The sequence below is a fragment of the Mycobacterium sp. NGS62 genome, assembly GCF_059812285.1.
Genome location: NZ_JCALCK010000001.1, coordinates 865,004 through 883,972 on the forward strand (window position 1 = coordinate 865,004; position 18,969 = coordinate 883,972).

At 65.1% G+C, this 18,969-nt stretch carries 12 protein-coding genes; 8 read left to right on the forward strand and 4 right to left on the reverse strand.

Features of this window, described 5'->3' with window-relative positions:
• Positions 1-76 precede the first annotated feature (76 nt).
• Entirely contained in the window at positions 77-898 is an 822-nt protein-coding gene (locus AC5Y49_RS04005) for a FadR/GntR family transcriptional regulator (protein ID WP_499884458.1), read from the forward strand.
• A 7-nt stretch (positions 899-905) separates the two neighbouring features.
• Positions 906-1,628 carry an SDR family oxidoreductase gene (locus tag AC5Y49_RS04010; RefSeq protein ID WP_499884459.1) on the forward strand — a complete coding sequence of 241 codons (723 nt, stop codon included), beginning with the start codon at positions 906-908 and terminating at the stop codon, positions 1,626-1,628.
• Here the strand turns inward: AC5Y49_RS04010 and AC5Y49_RS04015 are convergent.
• Positions 1,588-2,460: an LLM class flavin-dependent oxidoreductase gene (locus AC5Y49_RS04015; protein ID WP_499884460.1), complete on the reverse strand. Its 873-nt coding sequence runs from the start codon at positions 2,458-2,460 to the stop codon at positions 1,588-1,590. The genes AC5Y49_RS04010 and AC5Y49_RS04015 overlap by 41 nt on opposite strands.
• An 84-nt stretch (positions 2,461-2,544) precedes the next feature.
• Between AC5Y49_RS04015 and AC5Y49_RS04020 the strand changes: the two genes are divergently transcribed.
• From AC5Y49_RS04020 to AC5Y49_RS04040, 5 genes are read left to right on the forward strand one after another with little or no spacing between them, the layout of a single operon-like run.
• Positions 2,545-3,615: an acyl-CoA dehydrogenase family protein gene (locus AC5Y49_RS04020; RefSeq protein ID WP_499884461.1), complete on the forward strand. Its 1,071-nt coding sequence runs from the start codon at positions 2,545-2,547 to the stop codon at positions 3,613-3,615.
• A complete protein-coding gene (locus AC5Y49_RS04025) occupies positions 3,612-4,715 on the forward strand; it encodes an acyl-CoA dehydrogenase family protein (protein WP_499884462.1) in 1,104 nt (367 codons plus the stop codon). Before AC5Y49_RS04020 ends, AC5Y49_RS04025 begins: the two co-directional genes overlap by 4 nt.
• Positions 4,716-4,717: 2 nt before the next feature.
• Positions 4,718-5,866 (forward strand): acyl-CoA dehydrogenase family protein, encoded by a 1,149-nt coding sequence (locus tag AC5Y49_RS04030; RefSeq protein ID WP_499884463.1) that lies wholly within the window; start codon positions 4,718-4,720, stop codon positions 5,864-5,866.
• The gene (locus AC5Y49_RS04035) at positions 5,863-6,798 is read left to right on the forward strand and encodes an acyl-CoA dehydrogenase family protein (protein ID WP_499884464.1); all 936 of its coding nucleotides are present in this window, start codon (positions 5,863-5,865) and stop codon (positions 6,796-6,798) included. Before AC5Y49_RS04030 ends, AC5Y49_RS04035 begins: the two co-directional genes overlap by 4 nt.
• Entirely contained in the window at positions 6,795-8,255 is a 1,461-nt protein-coding gene (locus AC5Y49_RS04040) for a class I adenylate-forming enzyme family protein (protein WP_499884465.1), read from the forward strand. The genes AC5Y49_RS04035 and AC5Y49_RS04040 overlap by 4 nt, the downstream gene beginning before the upstream one ends.
• 8 nt (positions 8,256-8,263) lie before the next feature.
• Here AC5Y49_RS04040 and AC5Y49_RS04045 read toward each other — a convergent pair whose 3' ends face one another.
• Positions 8,264-10,003, reverse strand: coding sequence for an AMP-binding protein (locus AC5Y49_RS04045; protein ID WP_499884466.1), 1,740 nt, complete (start codon positions 10,001-10,003; stop codon positions 8,264-8,266).
• A 358-nt stretch (positions 10,004-10,361) separates the two neighbouring features.
• Between AC5Y49_RS04045 and pks2 the strand changes: the two genes are divergently transcribed.
• The gene (gene pks2 / locus AC5Y49_RS04050) at positions 10,362-16,712 is read left to right on the forward strand and encodes a sulfolipid-1 biosynthesis phthioceranic/hydroxyphthioceranic acid synthase (protein ID WP_499884467.1); all 6,351 of its coding nucleotides are present in this window, start codon (positions 10,362-10,364) and stop codon (positions 16,710-16,712) included.
• Between the two features lie 33 nt (positions 16,713-16,745).
• Here the strand turns inward: pks2 and AC5Y49_RS04055 are convergent, their stop codons facing one another.
• The gene (locus AC5Y49_RS04055; protein WP_499884468.1) at positions 16,746-17,714 is read right to left on the reverse strand and encodes an FkbM family methyltransferase; all 969 of its coding nucleotides are present in this window, start codon (positions 17,712-17,714) and stop codon (positions 16,746-16,748) included.
• Positions 17,715-18,109: 395 nt separating this feature from the next.
• Positions 18,110-18,919 carry a TylF/MycF/NovP-related O-methyltransferase gene (locus tag AC5Y49_RS04060; protein ID WP_499884469.1) on the reverse strand — a complete coding sequence of 270 codons (810 nt, stop codon included), beginning with the start codon at positions 18,917-18,919 and terminating at the stop codon, positions 18,110-18,112.
• Positions 18,920-18,969 lie beyond the last annotated feature (50 nt).

Below are 18,969 nucleotides of genomic sequence, written 5' to 3' on the forward strand. Positions count from 1 at the left end.
CTGCTAAGATTGCATCCAATGGAGTTCGCGGGTTGGCGGCCGTGCGCTTCGTCGGATCATTCGCTCCTGGAATCGTATGACAGCACTTGGAATTGGCCCTGAGGCCCGACGCCGGTTGTCGGCGCCGAGGATAGCCGAGATCGTCGCCGACGAGTTGCGACGCCAGATCATCGACGGTGAATTGGCCGACGGTGACCTGCTACCGCGCCAGGAGGTGCTCGTCGAGCAGTTCAACGTCAGCTTGGTCTCGCTGCGCGAGGCGCTGCGCATTCTGGAGACTGAGGGGTTGGTTTCGGTGCGCCGCGGCAATCGGGGCGGCGCCGTCGTGCATGCACCGGCGAAAACCAGTGCCGCCTACATGCTCGGGCTCTTGTTGCAAAGCGAGAACGTCGGTCTCGCCGACCTGGGCGCGGCGCTGCGTGAGCTCGAACCGGTCTGCGCGGCACTGGCTGCCCAACGGCCCGACCGCGCCGACACCGTGGTGCCCGAGCTCAAGAAGGTCAACGACGCGATGGCCGCTCACCTCGACGACGGTGGGCAATTCACCGAAATCGGCCGCCAGTTTCACAACCTTCTCGTTCGCGGTTGCGGAAACCACACCATGCTCGCGGTGGTCGGCAGCCTGGAGACGTTGTGGACCAGCCACGAACAACAGTGGGCCGAGGAAAGTACTGCCAAGGGCACATATCCCTCGCTGGCCAAACGCCGCGCGGTGCTCAACACGCACGTCAAATTGACCGATTCGATCGAAGCGGGCGATGTCGACCGAGCCCGTCGGATCGCCGCCCGGCACGTCGCCGACACGCAGACCTATGTGCTGACCGGTCGCGACGACCACCGGATCTATGCGTTGTCGCCGCAGGCTCTGTCCCGGCCGCGGGAGAGTCGCCATCTCTGAGGCGCCCGTGCGCACCGCACTGGTCATCGGCGGTAGTGGCGGAATCGGCAAAGCCTGCGCTCGCAAGCTATCCGAGCACGGCTACGACGTGGTGCTCACTGCGCGCCGCGACGCCCCGCTACGGGCCGCAGCGGACGAGATCGGAGCACGCTACATCACTGCCGACGCCGCCGACCCGATTGGGTTCGAGCAGGCGATAGCTCCGCTGGAGCGGATTGATCTGGTCGTGCACGCGGCCGGAACGCTCGGTGGCACCTACGCGCGCAAGCAGACATTCGAGCAGTGGCGGGCGATCATGTCGGCCAACCTGGACTCCTGTTTCGTGGTGACCGCCGCCGTGCTGCCACGGATGCGAGCCGGTTCGCGGCTGGTGTTTATTTCCTCATCCGCCGCACACGAGCCGATGATGGCCCGTACCGCCTACTCGGCATCCAAAGCCGGGATGAACGCGTTCGCCCGGGCGCTGGCACTCGAAGTCGACCGGGACGGCATCTGTGTTCATCTCGTGACGCCGGGGCCAGTGGAAACCGAGATGCTGCAGGATGTTCCGTTCGAGATGTATGCCATCCAGGTCGCCGACGTTGCCGACACTGTCGCCTGGCTCGATACCGTGGACCCGTCAGTGGATCTACCGGAGATACGGCTGAACGCCGTACGTCGAGGTCCGTTCGCCCGCGATCCGGTGGTGCCTACCGAGGCTCGCCGCCGCGCCGCGCAGGAAAGGCGTTGATCACCGATTCGCCGAATTCGTGCAGCGATTCGGGAGCGGCGAAGTCGGCGAACCAGACGTAGAAGCGCTCGACGCCCAGGGCGGCCAGGCCGGCGAAATGTCCGATCAGCTCCACGGCGTCACCGCAGACCAGGCCCGGGCCCAGGTAGCCGAACCGCCGAGTGCTCACCTCGCGCACCGCGGCCGGGTCGGCGCCGTCGCACACGAAACCCACCATCTGCTGGGCCGATACCCGTGCCGGTGACGCGTCGGGCGCCAGCTGCGACAGCCGATCGATGTGGTTGGCGGGCACGTTCCACCAATCCGCGTAGTGGCGAACGAGTTTCATCGTCCGCCGTCCCGTGCCGCCGAGAATCAACGGGATGGGATGTTCAGGCCGTGGCTGCTGGCTTCGCTCGGGGCCTTCGCCCCGCCCCCAGTACTGCATGATCAACTCGAGGTGGCGCCCCAGGTGCTCGACTCGGGCAACCGGATCTTGCTGGCCGACATCGAACCTGGCGAACTCAGCGGGCCAGGAGCCGGAGCCGAGGCCGAGCTCGAATCGCCCGTTCGAGGCCGCCGAGAGCGTGACGGCTTGTTTGGCCAGTACCGCCGGATGACGGAAGGCGTCACAGAGCACGAGATGACCGATCCGCAACCGCTCGGTTGCGGCAGCTACCCACGTTGCGACAGTCATTGCCTCCCAGATGCTTTCATCGGGCAGCCCCGGCGCCTCGAGGTGGTCGATGAATGCGATGCCGTCGAAACCGCTGGCCTCGGCGTGGCGGGCGCGATCCACAATGTCGGCGATCGGCAACCGCAGTTGCGGCAGGAACAAAAACCACTCGACCATGGCTGACCACCATACGGCCTTCCGTTGACCGTCGTACGAGCAACGGTGTTCAGCTAGTTTGCTATCTTTGCTATGTTAGGCATCATGGACGTCGGGCTGAATCCCGGGCAGCTAGCGCTGCGCGACACCGTGCGTGACGTCCTGCATACCGAGTGCCCCACCGGCGTCGCCCGCCAGGCAATGACCGACCCGGAACGCTGGCGCACTTTGTGGAAAACCGTCGTCGACCTGGGTTGGACGGAGCTGGCTGCATCGGATGCGGGCGACTACGGCAGTCTCGACTTGGCGGTGGTGTTGGAAGAGTGCGGGGCCGCTATCGCGCCGATTCCGTTGCTGTCCAGCGTCGGTCTCGCCGCCGGGGTGTTGCGTGCCGCCGGCTCGGCCGTCGACGACGTGCTGCGTGACATCAGCGGCGGCGTCGTCGCCGCGCTGGCCGTGCACCCGCCCGGGACGCGGCTGCCTGGTGTGCCGATGACCTTGCAGCAGGGCCGGTTGCAGGGGCGGGCGGTCGCCGTCGCCGACCTGTCCCGCGCCGAACTGGTGGTCACGTTGGCCACCTCAGCAGAGGGAGTTGTCACCGCGGTCGCACGCACCGGCGCTGGCGTCACGGTGGAACCGCTTGAATGCATCAACGCCGCCCAACCGGTCGCCGATGTCGAGATCGACACGACGCCGGTGGCCGTCGCACCGGTGGACGTCGAATCGGCGCTGGCGCTGCCGCTGCTGGCCGCCGCCGCCGAGCTGGTTGGCGTGGCCGGCGCCGTGCTGGCCCGATCCGTCGAGCATGCCAAGACGCGGTTGCAATTCGGCAAGCCGATCGGCGCCTTCCAGGGCATCAAGCATGCGCTGGCCGACAACTACGTCAGCCTGGAGCGCGCACGCAGCCTCACCTATGCCGCGGCCGCCCGCCTCGACGATCCCGCCGTCACGCCGGCCGCCGGCTGGACCGCCGCGGCGCTGGCCAAGGCGGCCGCCGGCGACGCTGCCGTCAGTTGCTCGCGGACTGCGGTTCAGGTGCACGGCGCGATCGCGCAGACCTGGGAGCACGACATCCATTTGTATCTGCGGCACGCATGGCAGGGCGCCGCCGCGCTGGGCGACTCCCGTGCGCTCTACCACGCCGTCGGCCGCCAATTCGCCGGAGACGCCGCATGAGCGCGCCGAGCGATGCCGTCGCGGAATTTGCCTGCTGGTTAACCGATTTTCTGCCGGCTGACTACACGGAGCGCTATCGCGAATACCGCTGGGACTTGGCGCTGCGCCGCGACTTTCAGCGAGCCGCGTTCGAGGCCGGCTGGCTGCAGCCGACCTGGCCGCGCGAACACGGCGGACGCTCGCTGGGGCTGCGCGATGCGATGGAAATCCGGCTCGAGGCAGCAATGCGCTCAGCACCCAAGCTGCCCAACATCGCCGGCCCCAACGTCGCGGCACCGGCGATCCGCCAGTTCGGCACACCCGACCAGATCGACCGGCTGCTGGTACCGCTGCTGCGCGGTGACGAGTGGTGGGCGCTGGGCATGTCCGAGCCGGAGGCCGGATCTGACTTCGCCGGCCTGCGTACCCGCGCCGAACGTGTCGGCGATGTGTTTCGGGTCAACGGTCACAAGATCTGGACCACCCAGGCGCATCTGTCGCGATGGTGCACGCTGTACGCGCGCACCGATCCGACAGCACCCAAACACCGCGGGATCTCCTGCCTGGTCCTGGATCTGCATTCGCCCGGCGTACGAATCGAGCCCATCCGCATGGCGTCGATCTCCGACGAGACGTTCTGTGAGGTCTTCCTCGACGACGTCGAAGTGCCGGTGGCCGATCTGTTGGGCCCGTGCAACGGCGGCTGGCACGTGGCATTGGCGTCGCTGCAGCACGAGCGACAGATGATCTGGATCATGAACTGGGTCGAGATCCACCGCGGTCTGGCGTCCGTCCGGGGCGCCGAAGGCGACGACATCTTCAGCGAACTCGGCTCATTACTCGCCGACGCCGAGGCGCTGCGCGCCACTGGATACCGGGCGCTACACAATGAACTGGCTAACCGGGCCTCTCCAGAAGCCGACATCCTCAAACTGCTCGGATCGGTGACTTTGCAACGCGTTTGGGAATTGAGCGCCGCGGCGGCCGGACCGGATTCGATCGGCGATCCGGACCTGCTGTTCGAACGTCAAGACGCCCTGGCCGCCACCATTTATGGGGGGACATCCGAGGTCCAGCGCAACATCATCGCCGAGCGGCTGCTCGGGCTGCCGAAGGGATGAGGATGGATTACGACCTTGGCGCCGGCGCCGACGACCTCAGACAGCGCTTGCGGGAATTGATTTCCGCGCACATCCCCGACGGCTTCCTGGGAGCTTGTACCGACGATCCCCGCGATCTGGCGACTACCGAGTCGTTCTGCAAACTTCTGGCGTCCAGTGGGCTGCTGGCATTGGCCTGGCCGAAAGAACATGGTGGCGGCGGCGGTTCGGTCTGGCAGCAGACCGTGCTGCGCGAAGAGATGTGGGCGCACCACGAACCCCGCGGTGCGCAGTACATGGGGATCAACTGGGTCGGCCCGGCAGTGATGCGTTACGGGACCCCCGAGCAGAAGGCCCGTCATTTAGCCGCAATAGCTGCCGGGGAAGTCATCTGGTGCCAGGGCTTTTCCGAGCCGGAAGCCGGAACGGACCTTGCCTCGCTGCGCACCCACGCCGTCCCCGACGGCGACGGCTGGCGCATCACCGGCCAGAAGGTCTGGACGTCCTACGCGCAGATGGCGTCGTGGTGCGTACTGGCGGCCTGCACCGACCCGGATGCCCCGAAACCCCAACGCCTGACGCTGTTCCTCCTGCCGATGGACCGGCCGGGCATCACGGTGCGCCCGATCCGGTCGATGCTCGGGCCGCACCACCTCAATGAGGTTTTCCTCGACGATGTCCGGGTGTTTCCCAATGAGGTTCTGGGCGAAGTGGGTGCCGGCTGGCGGGTGATGCGTGAGGCGCTGGCCTTCGAGCGGGTCGGAATCGCCCGGTATGCCCGCTGCGAATCGTTACTCGACCGGCTGCAGGCCGAACTCGGCGACGACTGGGACCGATTGCCCGAATTCATCCGCGCCCGCTGGGTGCGAGCGCTCATCGATTTGCGGGTGGCCCGGCTGCTGGCCTACCGGGCGGTGTCGCTGCAGGACGATCCGTCGGCGGGCGCCGCTGCCAGCGCCGCGCGCATCGCCACCACCACGTGTGATCAGCAGGTGGCCGAATTGCTGTTCGACGTCTTAGGGCCGTCAGCTCTGGACAGCGGTGCTGCGGCCCGGTTGCACGGGGCGGCCGAAGACCATTGGCGCTACGCTCAGGCCGCAACCGTGGCGTCCGGAACCATCGAGGTACAACGCATGCTCGTCGCACGAGAGGTCTTGGGAGAACACCGGTGAACACCGCTCTGCCGGAAGACATTCAAGAATTCGCCGCGGTCGCGGCCAAACGCTTTGCCCGACTCGGCGGCCCGCAGGCGGCATTGCGCGCCGAAACCGACGACACTATCCGCGGGGAAGCCCGACGCGCATTGACCGACGTCGGCGCGTTCGACCTCGATGTGCGTTCGGAGCCGGATGACCTGCTGGCGGCGGCGGTGCTCTGCCGGGCCGCCGGCGCTGCAGCACTACCCTACCCGCTCGCCGAGGAGCTGTTGGCCGTGGACGGCGCGCGACTGGCCTTGGTCAATCCGGCCGCACCGCGGGTCGATCACGGAGATCTGCCGGGCGAGTGGATCGCCGCCGACCTCGATGGCAGGCGCTACCGTCTGCAGCTGTCATCGCGAACCGACGCCAAGCTCGGGCCGTTTCTGGTGCCGGCCACCGTAACCGGGCCCGACGGCACCCTGCCCGCCCTCGACGTCATTCTGCATCTGGTGCTGGGATCGTGGCGAATCTTGGGCGCCGTGCAACAGGTACTGGCGATCGCCGCAGAACACGTTCGCGCCCGGACTCAATTCGGCAAGCCGCTGGCCGACTTTCAGGCCGTCCGCTTCACGATCGCCGATGCGTCGGTCACAGCGCGCGGGCTTGACGAACTCGCCAAGTACACCATCTGGCGACTTGACTCGGCAGCGACGCAATTCTGTGCGGCCGATGCGCTGGTTCTGCGGGTCAAGGCCGCCGACACCGCCCGGCAGGTGTTCCGAACCGCGCACCAACTGCTCGGCGCATTGGGGTTCTGCGACGAGTCCGACGTCAGCGTGCTCGATCGCCACACCCAACCGCTGATTCGGTTGCCGCTGAGCAGCGAGATGCTCGCGCTCCGGTTGACGGCGGATGTGCGCAGCGGTCATCTGGAGACCCTGTTCTCGGTCGTGCAGCCGGCATGAACGCCGCCGACGACGGTATCCCGTTCGGGCTGCGGCTCCAGCAACTCGCCGACCAACGCGGCGAGGAGCAGGCCGTGATCACGCTGGCACCCGACGGCGCTGCGCGCTCGCTGAGCTTCGCCGAACTGGACGCATGCGCCAATCAGTGGGGGCGGGCAATCGCCGCATCTGGCGCCGACGCCGGTTCGCTTGTCGCGCTGGGGATCCCCAATTCGGAGCACCTGGTTCTGGCGGCATTGGGATGCTGGAAAATCGGCGTGGTCCCGGTTCCGATGCGATGGGACCTGCCGGATTGGGAGCGGTCCCGGGTACTCGACGTGATCAAGCCTGCCGTTCTGCTCGACGAGCACAACCGGGCACAGCTGGCCTCGTCGGCCGCAGGTCAATCCGACGCGCCGCTGCCGGTCGTGGTCTCGCCAACGGTCAATGGGATCTGCAGTAGCGGATCGACCGGCCTGCCGAAGGTGATCCTCAATCTGGCGCCGGCAACGTGGACACCGCTGTTGTCTACCCCGTTTCTGGCCGCCTGGACGTCGGTGGACACGCCGCAAACGATCCTGGTCCCCGGGCCGATGTATCACACCAACGGCTTCGCCCCGCTAAACAACATGTTGGGCGGAGACCAACTGGTGATTCTCGAAAAGTTCGACGCGTCAACAGTTGTCGACGCGATCGAACACTATCGGATCAGCAATTTCACTGCCACGCCGACGATGCTGGCGCGCATCGCCGCGCTGCCGGACATCCGCCGCCGCGACTTGTCCAGTGTGGTGTGGATCCTGCAGGGTGCCGCGGTCATGCCGCCCGCGTTGCTGCAGACCTGGTTCGAGCTGCTGTCCCCCGAACAGGTCGTGATGGCCTACGGGATGACCGAAAATCTCGGGCTGACCGCGTTGCGCGGCGACGAGTGGCTGACCCATCCCGGCAGCGTCGGTCGTGGCTTCCGCGACACCGAGATTCGCATTCTGGACCCCCAAGGCGTTCCGTTGGGGCCGTGCGAACGCGGCGACATCTATTTGCGCGCGCCGATGAGCGCGGGCTATCGCTACCTGGGCGGAGCGCCGGCGCTGCCGTCGACGCCGGACGGGTTCCGTTCAGCCGGAGATATTGGTCACCTGGACGCCGACGGCTATCTCTACGTCGCCGACCGCCGGGCCGACATGATCATCACCGGCGGCGCCAATGTCTTTCCGGCAGAAGTGGAATCCGCGCTGGCCGAACACGACGCGATCACCGACGTCGTGGTCATCGGGCTCGCTGACCCGCAGTGGGGCCGCCGGGTGCACGCCGTGGTGCAACTGGGGGCGCCACTAACCGAGCAGCAAGTGATCACCTACGCCAAGAGCCGGCTGGCGGCCTACAAGGTGCCCAAGACGGTCGAATTTGTCGACCAGATCCCCCGCACCGCGGCAACCAAGGTCAACCGGTCGGCAATGATCGAAGCTCGCGGCGGGTAATCGTGAAGCTACGTGTCGATGCGGGTGAACTGCCCGGTCCGGTACTGCTCAAGGCAGCTCGCTCGCCTGACCTTGCCGCTTGTGGTGATCGGTAACGCTCCGGGCGACACCACAACCAGATCCGCCACGCTGATGCCGTGTGAGTTCGAGATCGCCGAGGCGACTTCACTTTTGATGTGGGCGATCTTGTCCAGCGCTTCCTCGCCAGTTCCGGCCCGCTTTTTGACTTCGATGATCACGACAAGCATTTCCGTGCCTTTGTCCGGAACGGCGATCGCGGCGCACCGGCCCCCACTGATCTCCTGGACCGTCGCTTCAATGTCATCGGGGGCGTGGTTGCGCCCGTAGATGATCAACAGATCCTTGATGCGGCCGATGATGAACAGCTCGTCGTCGGAGAAGAAACCCAGGTCTCCGGTTCGCAGCCAAGGACCTTCCGGTGTACCGGCCGAAGGAGCGACAAGCCGTCCAGCGAAGGTAGCTTCGGTTTCGCGTGGCTTCTGCCAATAGCCCGCCGCGACGTTGTCACCGTGTACCCAGATCTCTCCGACCGTTCCAGCCGGGCACTCGATACACGTCTCGGGATCGACGATGCGGACCACCGGAGACTGCGGCCTCCCGTAGCTGATCAGCGCTGTGCCGTCGCGAGTTTCGCAGCGCTCCGCCTTGCCGGCGGTCAGCTTCTCGGATTCGAAGCGCACGACGGCCGGTGGTTCAGCACATGCGCGGGTCGCCACATACACCGTTGCTTCCGCCAGTCCATATGACGGTCGGATCGCCGCCTCGCTCAGATTGAAGCGGGCGAACCGCTGGGTAAAGCGCCGCAGCGTGGCCGGGTGCACCCGTTCGGCTCCGTTGAGGATGCCCAGCACGTTACCGAGGTCATGCCCGGCCATGTCTTCGTCCGATGTCTTTCGCACCGCTAATTCGAATGCGAAGTTCGGTCCCGCTGAAAATGAGGGACCATCGCTTGCCATCAAATGCATCCATCGAGCGGGCCGCTGCAGAAACGCCACCGGGCTGGTGAGCACAGCATGGACCCCCGCCAGAATCGGTGCGCAGACTCCCATAAATAAACCCATGTCGTGGTAGAAGGGCAGCCACGACACGAGAGTGCCGTCCGCTGGCGGCAGCCCTCCGTAATCCGCAAAGTAGCAGGACATGAGTTGCCCGAAATTGGCTATCACATTTCCGTGCGACATCATGACCCCGGCCGGTTGGCGAGTCGACCCGGACGTGTACTGCAGATAGGCCGTATCCGGATGATTCTCGCCGCTACCACTGGATCTGGTCGCGGCATCAAGATCGAGCAAGTCGACCTCGACGACGGAGGGCGCGGATGCGTCCGACTGCGACTTGATGTGCTCGGCTACCGTGCCTGCGGCAGGAGACGTTGTGAGAACGACTGACGGCGACGCGTCACGCAGCACCGAGCTCACGCGCTCGTCGCTGACGCCGCCTAATGGAACCGAAAGTGGAACGGCGATCCGTCCCGCCTGTAGCGCACCGAAAAACGCAACGATGTAGTCAAGACCCTGCGGCGCCATAATCACAGCGCGGTCGCCTATCGAGCCAGAGCGTCGAAGCGCTTCCGCGACATTCTGCGTCCTGCGATATAGCCGCGACCAAGTCAACGTCTGCGGAATCCCAGCCCAGTCTTGTTCGTAATCAACAAATGTGAACGCCGCGTCATCGGGCTGCAAGCTGGCACGCTCGCAGAGCAAAGTCAAGACAGAAGCCCCCACCACCCACAAGAGGTTACCGTGCGCTCCGGGCAGGGCGACCGGAATAGCGAAGTCCGGCCCGCATACCGGCCCACCGTCGGAACGCCTGCCGGACCGCGGTATCGGGTCGTGTCCGCGTGGGTTATTGCGTTAGCTCGTCGGAGGTCACGTTTCGGTAACGGTTTCGGCTAACGCGCCTCTGCGCTTTTCCGGCGCACACTAGCCTCTAACCGGTCGCCCAGGCCGCTGACGTGCACGAACGCCCTGACATGGGCACGGCATCTCGTCCTAAACGAAGGCGCTTTCCTTGGTAATTTGAGGGGGTTCCGCGCCGTGAGTCAAGCGGCGGCCTAGGGCACCGCGCGTTTGCTGGGGAGGTGGAATGGTTTCATTCGGCGCGACCGATGATCGTGGCCATCGTTCGTCGTCGTCCGATGAGCCGCCGGCAATGGGCACCACACCTGCTACTCCCGTCGCCGTCATCGGTATGGCATGTCGACTTCCGGGCGGCATCGAATCGCCGGATCAGTTATGGGAAGCTTTGCTGCGCGGCGATGACCTGGTCACCGATATTCCCCCCGACCGCTGGGAAGCCGACGAGTACTACGACCCCGAACCGGGGGTGCCAGGTCGATCGGTGTCCAGATGGGGCGCGTTCCTCGATGATGTTGCCGGCTTCGACTCCGAGTTCTTCGGCATCAATGAATCAGAGGCTATAGCGATCGATCCGCAGCAGCGATTGCTACTCGAAACCTCTTGGGAGGCAGCGGAGCACGCTGGACTCAGCCCGACAAGCCTGGCCGGATCCCGTACCGGCGTGTACATGGGCTTAACGCACGGCGACTACCAGCTCCTGGCGGCCGACGCCCATTCCTTGGAGGGGCCCTACGGCTTCCTCGGCAACAACTTCAGCATGGCGTCTGGCCGGATCGCCTATGCGATGGACTTGCGCGGCCCGGCGGTAACGGTGGATGCCGCATGCTCGTCCGGGCTGGTCACTGTGCATATGGCATGTCGCAGCCTGCGCGAAGGTGAATGCGACCTCGCGATGGCCGGCGGCGTCGCCGTGGCGTTGGACCCGCGGAAGTTTGCCTCGGGTTCGGCCGGAGGCATGCTGTCTCCGACCGGGCGCTGTCATGCCTTCGACGTGGCCGCGGACGGGTTCGTGCCTGGCGAGGGTTGCGTGGTGATGCTGTTCAAGCGATTACCGGATGCGCTGCGCGATGGTGACCGAGTCTTGGCGGTGGTGCGCGGTACGGCACTGAACAACGACGGCCGCACCGTCACCATCACCACACCATCGCGGTCCGCACAGGTCGCCGCCTACCGGGCCGCACTGGCTGAAGCCGGTGTGGACGCGAGCACCGTCGGCATGGTGGAGACACACGGGACCGGAACACCGACCGGGGACCCGATTGAATATGCCGGCCTGGCCGAGGTTTACGGCCTCGACAGGCCCTGCGGGCTGGCGGCCGCAAAGACCAATTTCGGGCATAACCAATCGACCTCTGGGACATTGGGCCTGATGAAGGCCGCGCTGGCACTGCAGCATGGCGTTATTCCACAGAATCTGCACTTCACCCGGCTACCCGATGAGCTCGCCGAGATCAAAACCAGTCTCTTTGTCCCGCAGGAGAATACACCGTGGCCCACCAACGGTCACACGCCCCGGCGGGCGGCTGTGTCGGCCTACGGGTTCTCCGGAACCAATGCTCACGCCATCTTGGAGCAAGCTCCCGCAGCATCCGACACCGATGCGCAACACAACGGGAAGGCAGCAGAGGCGACGACGGCGCCCCTACTGTTTCCGCTGTCGTCCACGTCGGCCGACGAACTGCGCCGGACCGCCGGCCGGTTGGCCGACTGGGCAGACGCACGTGACGATGTCGCGTTACCAGACCTGGCCTACACCCTGGCGCGTCGGCGCGCGCACCGCCCGGTGCGTACTGCCGTCATCGCAAGCAGTCGACCGCAACTCATCGACGTTTTGCGGGAAGTCGCCGACGGCGATACTCCTTATCAGGCCGCGGTCGGGCAGGACGACCGCGGCCCGGTATGGGTGTTTTCCGGGCAGGGTTCGCAATGGCCTCGGATGGGCGCTGAGCTGCTGGGGACCGAACCGGTGTTCGCCGCAACTGTCGCCCAAATCGAGCCGCTGATCGCCGACGAGTGCGGGTTCTCGGTGACCGACGCGATGTCGGCGCCACAGATCGTCACCGGTCAAGACCGGATCCAGCCAACGCTGTTCACCATCCAGATCGCCCTCGCAGCCACCATGAAGGCATACGGGGCGCGCCCCGGCGCGATCATCGGGCACTCCCTGGGCGAGGCGGCGGCGGCCGTCGTCGCGGGAGCGCTCTCGCTGGAAGACGGGCTTCGCGTGGTCTGCCGCCGGTCCCGCTTGATGTCTCGCATCGCAGGTAACGGTGCCACGGCATCGGTGCAACTGCCTGCCCAGCAAGTACTTTCGGAACTCACCGTCCGCGGTATCAACGACGTTGTCCTGGCAGTAGTGGCTTCACCGGAGTCCACGGTGATTTCCGGTGCAGCACAACCGGTTCGCGAGCTGGTGGCAGCCTGGGAACAGCGTGACGTGATGGCCCGCGAGATACCCGCCGACGTCGCCTTTCATTCACCCCAGGTCGACCCAATCATCGGTGAGCTCACCGACGTGCTCGCCGAACTCACCCCAATGACGCCGGAAGTTCCCTTCTACTCGACAACTTTGTACGATCCGCGCGAGCGACCGGTGTGTAACGCCGGTTATTGGGCGGACAATATGCGAAAGATGGTGCGGTTCTCCGCAGCGGTGCGGGCCGCGCTCGAAGACGGCTACCGAGTATTCGCAGAGCTGACACCACACCCACTGCTCACCACCGCTCTCGAACAGACGGCTCGAGGTCTCGACGTGCCACTGGCCGCATTGGCCAGCATGCGCCGTGAACAACCGCTGCCAAACGGGCTGTGCGACTTCTTCGCAGATTTGCACAGTACCGGCGCCGAGGTCGACTTCTCGATGCTCTACCCGAGCGGGCGACTCGTCGACGCGCCGCTGCCGACATGGACGCACCGTCAATTGCTGCTGAGCCGCGAGACTCAAGAATCTCCAGTACACGGTGGCTGTACCGTGTCGGTACATCCGCTGTTGGGTCCGCATGTGCGTTTGCAGGAGGAACCGGAACGCCATGTGTGGCAGGCCGAAATCGGCACTGTCGCACAACCGTGGCTGGGCGATCACCAAATCCGCAATGTCGCTGTCCTCCCTGGGGCGGCTTACTGCGAGATGGCGCTGGCAGCGGCCCAGGCTGTGCTGGGCGAACGGGCCGAGGTTCGTGATATCCGCTTCGAGCACGTGCTGATGCTGGATGAGCAGACCACGGTCGGTGCATCGGCGTCGTTGTCGTCCCCAGGCGCCCTCGACTTCACGGTGGAAGCAAATCGGGGTGGTGACCAAACGCGCCATGCCGCCGCAGTGCTCCACACCGCAACAGATGAGCAGTCACCTGCGCATGACCCATCCGCGTTGCTGGCCGCCCTCCCGCATCGCCAAGACGGCGCCGAGGTGCGCAAGCGACTCGACGAGCGTGGTCTTCAGTATGGTCCGGCCTTCACCGGCCTTACTGCCGTGCACTCCGGTGAGGCGGGAAGCGGCGCCGTGGTGGCCGAGGTCGCGCTACCCCGCCAAATCCGCTCGCAGCAAGACGCTTACGGCGTGCATCCAGCGCTGCTGGATGCCTGCTTCCAGTCCGTGGCTGCTCACCCGGACGTGCAGGCTATTGGCGGGGACGTGTCGGCGTTGCCGTTGGGCGTCCGGAGGCTACGTGCCTACCGCGCTGCCCGCAACGCGGGCTACTGCTACACGCGGGTGACCAAAGCCGACACGTCGGGCATCGAGGCCGACATTGACGTGCTCGACGAGCACGGCGCCGTGTTGCTCGCCATACATGGGCTGCAATTGGGTACGGGCGTCTCGGACAGCGCCTACAAAGAGCGTGTGCTGGCCGAGCGACTGCTGACGATCGAATGGCAGCAACGAGAATCCCCGGAGGCCGAGCACGACGATGTCGCGTCCTGGCTGCTGATCAGCACCGGCTCCACCGCGGACGTGGCAGCCGCCACCTTGAGCGATGTCATGAAAAGCCATGGCGCACAGTGCTCCACCATGTGCTGGCCGTTACAGGCCGACCACACCTCGAACCGCGATGAGCTGCGAAGCCAGTTGCGTACCGGAGGATTCAGCGGTGCCGTGGTCCTCACCGGACCGACAAGCAGCGACGATGACAGTGACTCTCCGCTGCGGGGCCGCGAGTATGTGCAGCATCTAGCGCGTATCACCCGCGAATTGCCTGAAGTCCCTGGCCAGCCGCCCCGCCTGTACGTCGTGACACACAGCGCCCAGCCGGTGGTTGCCCGTGACGTACCCAATCTGGAGCAGTCCGGGCTGCGGGGGTTCATGCGGGTAATGGGCTCCGAGCACCCGCACTTGCGCGCAACTCAGATCGATGTCGATACCGACACCAGCGCCGAGGATCTGGCGCAGCAACTGCTCAGCGGGTCCGAAGAAGACGAGACCGCTTGGCGCAACGGCCAATGGTACGTCGCGCGGTTGTCTGCCACCCCGCTGCTCCCCGAGGAGCGGCGAACCATCGTCGCCGACCATGAGCGCGACGCCGTCCGTCTACAGATCCGTACACCGGGTGACTTGGAGTCGATGGAACTCGTTGCCGATGAACGGGTTCCGCCGGGACCGGGAGAGATCGAAGTCGCGATCAGCGCCTCGAGCATCAACTTCGCCGATGTACTCGTGGCGTTCGGCCGCTACCCCGCCTTCGAGGGGCGGCTACCGCAACTCGGTACTGACTTCGCCGGCGTGGTGACCGCGGTCGGGCCCAAGGTGACGGACCATAAGGTGGGCGATCGCGTCGGAGGCCTGAGCGCCAACGGCTGCTGGGGAACCTTCCTCACTTGTGATTCGCGTCTGGCCGTCACCCTGCCGGCCGGCCTGTCCGATGCGCAGGCGGCCGCAGTGACTACCGCCCACGCCACCGCTTGGTACGGCCTACACGATCTGGCCCGCATCAGAAGCGGCGACAAGGTCTTGATCCATTCGGCAACCGGGGGTGTGGGGCAGGCGGCCATCGCCATCGCCCGTGCCGCGGGAGCCGAGATCTTCGCCACCGCCGGTAGCGAGCAGCGACGGCAATTGCTGCGCGACATGGGCATTGAGCATGTCTACGATTCCCGGAGCCTAGACTTCGCCGAGGGAATCCGCCGCGACACCGAGGGGTACGGGGTCGATATCGTGCTGAACTCGGCGATCGGCGCCGCACAGCGCGCAGGCATCGAAATACTGGCGCTGGGTGGACGATTCGTCGAGATCGGCAAGCGAGACATCTATGGCGACAGCCGTTTGGGACTTTTCCCCTTCCGGCGCAACCTCGCGTTTTACGGTCTCGACCTGGGTCTGCTGTCATATAGCCATCCAGACCGGATGCGAGAGCTGTTGACAAAGGTGTACCAGCTCACTGCCGACGGTGTCTTGCCGATGCCCGAGAGCACGCACTACCCACTGGCCGACGCCGCCACCGCCATTCGGCTGATGAGCGGTGCGCAGCACACGGGCAAACTGGTGCTCGACATTCCGCGCAGCGGGTCTGGCCGGGTGGTGGTGCCGCCGTCACACGCCCAGGTCTTCCGCCGCGACAGCGCTTACATCATCACCGGCGGCCTGGGCGGACTTGGATTGTTCTTAGCCGAGAAGATGGCAGCAGCTGGCTGCGGACGTATCGTGTTGAGCGCTCGCTCGCAGCCGACGCTGGAAGTGCTGGAGACCATCGAATGCATCCGCGCGATCGGTGCAGACGTCGTGGTCGAATGCGCCGATATCGCCGAACCCGGTACCGCGCAGCAATTGGTCGCCACCGCGACGGCCACCGGGCTTCCGGTCCGTGGCGTGCTGCATCTGGCGGCCGTGATCGAAGACGCCACACTACCCAACATCACTGATGGCATCATCGAACGTGACTGGGCGCCAAAGGTTTACGGTGCATGGAACTTGCACACCGCTACCGCCGACCAACCGTTGGACTGGTTCTGTTCGTTCTCGTCGGCGGCCGCGCTGGTGGGCTCGCCCGGTCAGGGTGCGTACGCCGCGGCCAACAGCTGGTTGGACGCCTTCACCCGATGGCGGCGGGCTCAGGGCCTGCCTGCCACCGCGATCGCTTGGGGCGCTTGGGCCCAGATCGGGCGTGCCACCGCCCTGGCGGCGGGAGCCGACATTGCTATCGCTCCCGACGAGGGCGCGTACGCATTGGACGCGCTGCTGCGCCATGACCGCGCCTACACCGGCTATACGCCGTTGACGGGAGCCCCATGGTTGAGCGCCTTCGCCCAATCCACGCCATTCGCTGAAGCGTTCCGTTCAGTGGGGCAAGGCTCCACGGGCACAAGCAAACTGCGTGCCGAACTCAACGAACTGCCTGCGGATGAATGGCCAACGCGGCTACGGCGTCTGATCTCCGATCAAATCGCCCTGATCCTGCGTCGCAGCGTCGATCCCGACCGGTCGCTCGCCGAGTACGGGCTTGACTCGCTCAGCGCCCTCGAGTTGCGTACCCGCATCGAGACGGAGACCGGAATACGACTCAATCCGACGGACCTCACCACCATCGGCACGATTCGCGGTTTAGCAGAACTGCTTTGCGAAAAGCTGGCGCCCGCCGACGCCGTGTGACATTAACGCGTCGGCTTAGGCGATCGACGACCGTCACAGCGGATCGGCGTCGCTGCGTGACAGCACGATGTCGAGCCGCGATACGCGCCGCTCCAGTATCGTGAGGTCGCGGAGCCGCTGTGGAGCGCCGACATCCCTAGGCCACAGATAGCGCCATGGCGTGTAATCGTTGGGCAGCAGATAGACATGGAAGCCGCGCTCAAGGAAAGGTCGCAGCACGTCAATCGGCCGCAGCTGCGGATCGCGCCAGCATGTTGGTGACAGCTCAACCACCAATTCCACATCGGCGGCGAGGGCATCGACGGATGCCAAAATGCCGGCCAGCACGCGGTCCTCGGCGCCCTCCACATCGATCTTGATCACGCGTGCGGTCGCAAGCTCCTGGCTGGTTAAGAGCGAGCCGAGCGGCGCCGCCCGGGCGCGGCCCTGCTCGTGGAGACCGCGGCGGGCCACCGTCGAGGTCAGCCCGATGTTGTAGCTCGGTCCCACATACAGCGGGAGTTCGTGATCGCGATCTGACGCCGCGGCGGCGACCAAGCGGACATTCGTGAGGTCGTTCCTCTCCACGATCTCCTCCAGTTCGGAGATCACTGCGGGTAGCGGTTCGATCGCCACCACGGTGCCGCGCGGTCCGACCATCTTGCCGGCCAGTGCGGTCATGCACCCGATATTGGCGCCGACGTCAACGAACGTGTCACCCGGATGCAGCCTGCGGCGCAGAAACGCCGAGAGATCAGGTTCCCACGTGCCGAACAGGTAGATATACGTCGGGATTAAATCTGGGACCCGGCATCGAAAATGGACGCCATCCTCGCTGGTGCTGTCGACAGTCAGCGGTCCTCGGAAAGCGGTCCGGATCCACAGCGGCACAGCCACTGCGAGGTACGGCACTATCACCAACAGCGCTCGCGCCCAACGCTCGGCGACGCCGACGTGTTCCTTGTCGGTCTGTAGAAATCGCATGTACCGCCGCCACAGCGGCAGGATCAGCGCCTCGAACATCTCCCCGGCCCACCCCTCCAGAGACCAATACGCGTGAAATCGGTACGCGCCGATGGCGGATCGACATTGCCCGTCCCAAGCGCGCAGAAGAACACTGTCGAAACGGCTATCTCGGTGTCCCCAGTCCGAATACCCGGGTACGGTGACAAACCGGGTGATCGCCGGTGACCCAACGGCATAGCGTTTCCGTCCTCAACCCGACCCTGGGCCGTGTCCGAGCTGAGTTGGGTCTCCGAGGTTTTGACAGCCACACACCATTAGATCGCAGCGAGCCTTGACAACGGCAGAGAATCGCGATCTTCCTCGAGAACTTCCTGACTTCCGGTGACGACGCTGCCCACCGCAAGACTCGGCAACATCCTAGGCCGGTCCGCTACGCCCTCTCAATCTCTTAACTACTTGCGCCACAGCGCACCACACCCGTCTATGTCAATGATCTCTGCGGATACCCCATGCTTCGCGCGGTAGTCGGTGACAGCTTCGCGACACGGTTTAAGCACGTAATCATCGATGATGCAGAAACCACCGGGCGACAGTCGCGGGTAAAGCGCGTCGAGCGCTTGTATCGTGGATTCGTAGAGGTCGCCATCAAGCCGCAATACCGCGATGCGATCGATCGGAGCGTCGTGCAGCGTGTCTTTGAACCAACCAGGAAGAAAGCGGACCTGGTCATCTAACAGCCTGTAGCGCTCGAAATTCGCCCTCACTTCCGTTTCCGGCACTGCCAGTACGAACTTCATGCGGTCGAACTTCATCCGCTTATCTGCTTTGTACTTGGCGGGATTCGGGGACGGCATGCCCTCGAAGGAATCGGCCAACCACACGCATCGCGACTTATCCCCATAGGCTGCCAGGACCGCACGCATCAAAATGCTGGCACCGCCGCGCCATACCCCACATTCGACCAGGTCGCCCGGTATCTCGTCAGCCAGTACCGTCTCAACGCAGTGCTGCAGGCTGGTGAGTCTCTGCATTCCAATCATCGTCTCGGCTTCGGCCGGACAGTCTAGGCCCAAGTCGCGCTTGCGCTGACCGAACGGGCTGATACCCATGGTCATGGGTTGAATGAAGTTGCCCGTTTTGAACAGGAAGCGTCCCCACAGTGGCCAGCCCCCAGGCATTTGCTCGAGCATCCCGTATCTGGTGAGGTTGCGTCGAATCAAGTCAAGGTACAGAGATCGCACGTCGCTATCGGTCACCGTCAAGACTGTCCCCAATCCCGTATGCCATTGCTGTGGGCGATGAGTTTAGACTC

Coding starts and splice junctions, on each gene's coding strand:
- pks2 (WP_499884467.1), top strand. CDS start 10,362: ATGGTTTCATTCGGCGCGACCGATGATCGTGGCCATCGTTCGTCGTCG.
- AC5Y49_RS04030 (WP_499884463.1), top strand. CDS start 4,718: ATGGATTACGACCTTGGCGCCGGCGCCGACGACCTCAGACAGCGCTTG.
- AC5Y49_RS04025 (WP_499884462.1), top strand. CDS start 3,612: ATGAGCGCGCCGAGCGATGCCGTCGCGGAATTTGCCTGCTGGTTAACC.
- AC5Y49_RS04015 (WP_499884460.1), bottom strand. CDS start 2,460: ATGGTCGAGTGGTTTTTGTTCCTGCCGCAACTGCGGTTGCCGATCGCC.
- AC5Y49_RS04040 (WP_499884465.1), top strand. CDS start 6,795: ATGAACGCCGCCGACGACGGTATCCCGTTCGGGCTGCGGCTCCAGCAA.
- AC5Y49_RS04055 (WP_499884468.1), bottom strand. CDS start 17,714: ATGTTCGAGGCGCTGATCCTGCCGCTGTGGCGGCGGTACATGCGATTT.
- AC5Y49_RS04005 (WP_499884458.1), top strand. CDS start 77: ATGACAGCACTTGGAATTGGCCCTGAGGCCCGACGCCGGTTGTCGGCG.
- AC5Y49_RS04020 (WP_499884461.1), top strand. CDS start 2,545: ATGGACGTCGGGCTGAATCCCGGGCAGCTAGCGCTGCGCGACACCGTG.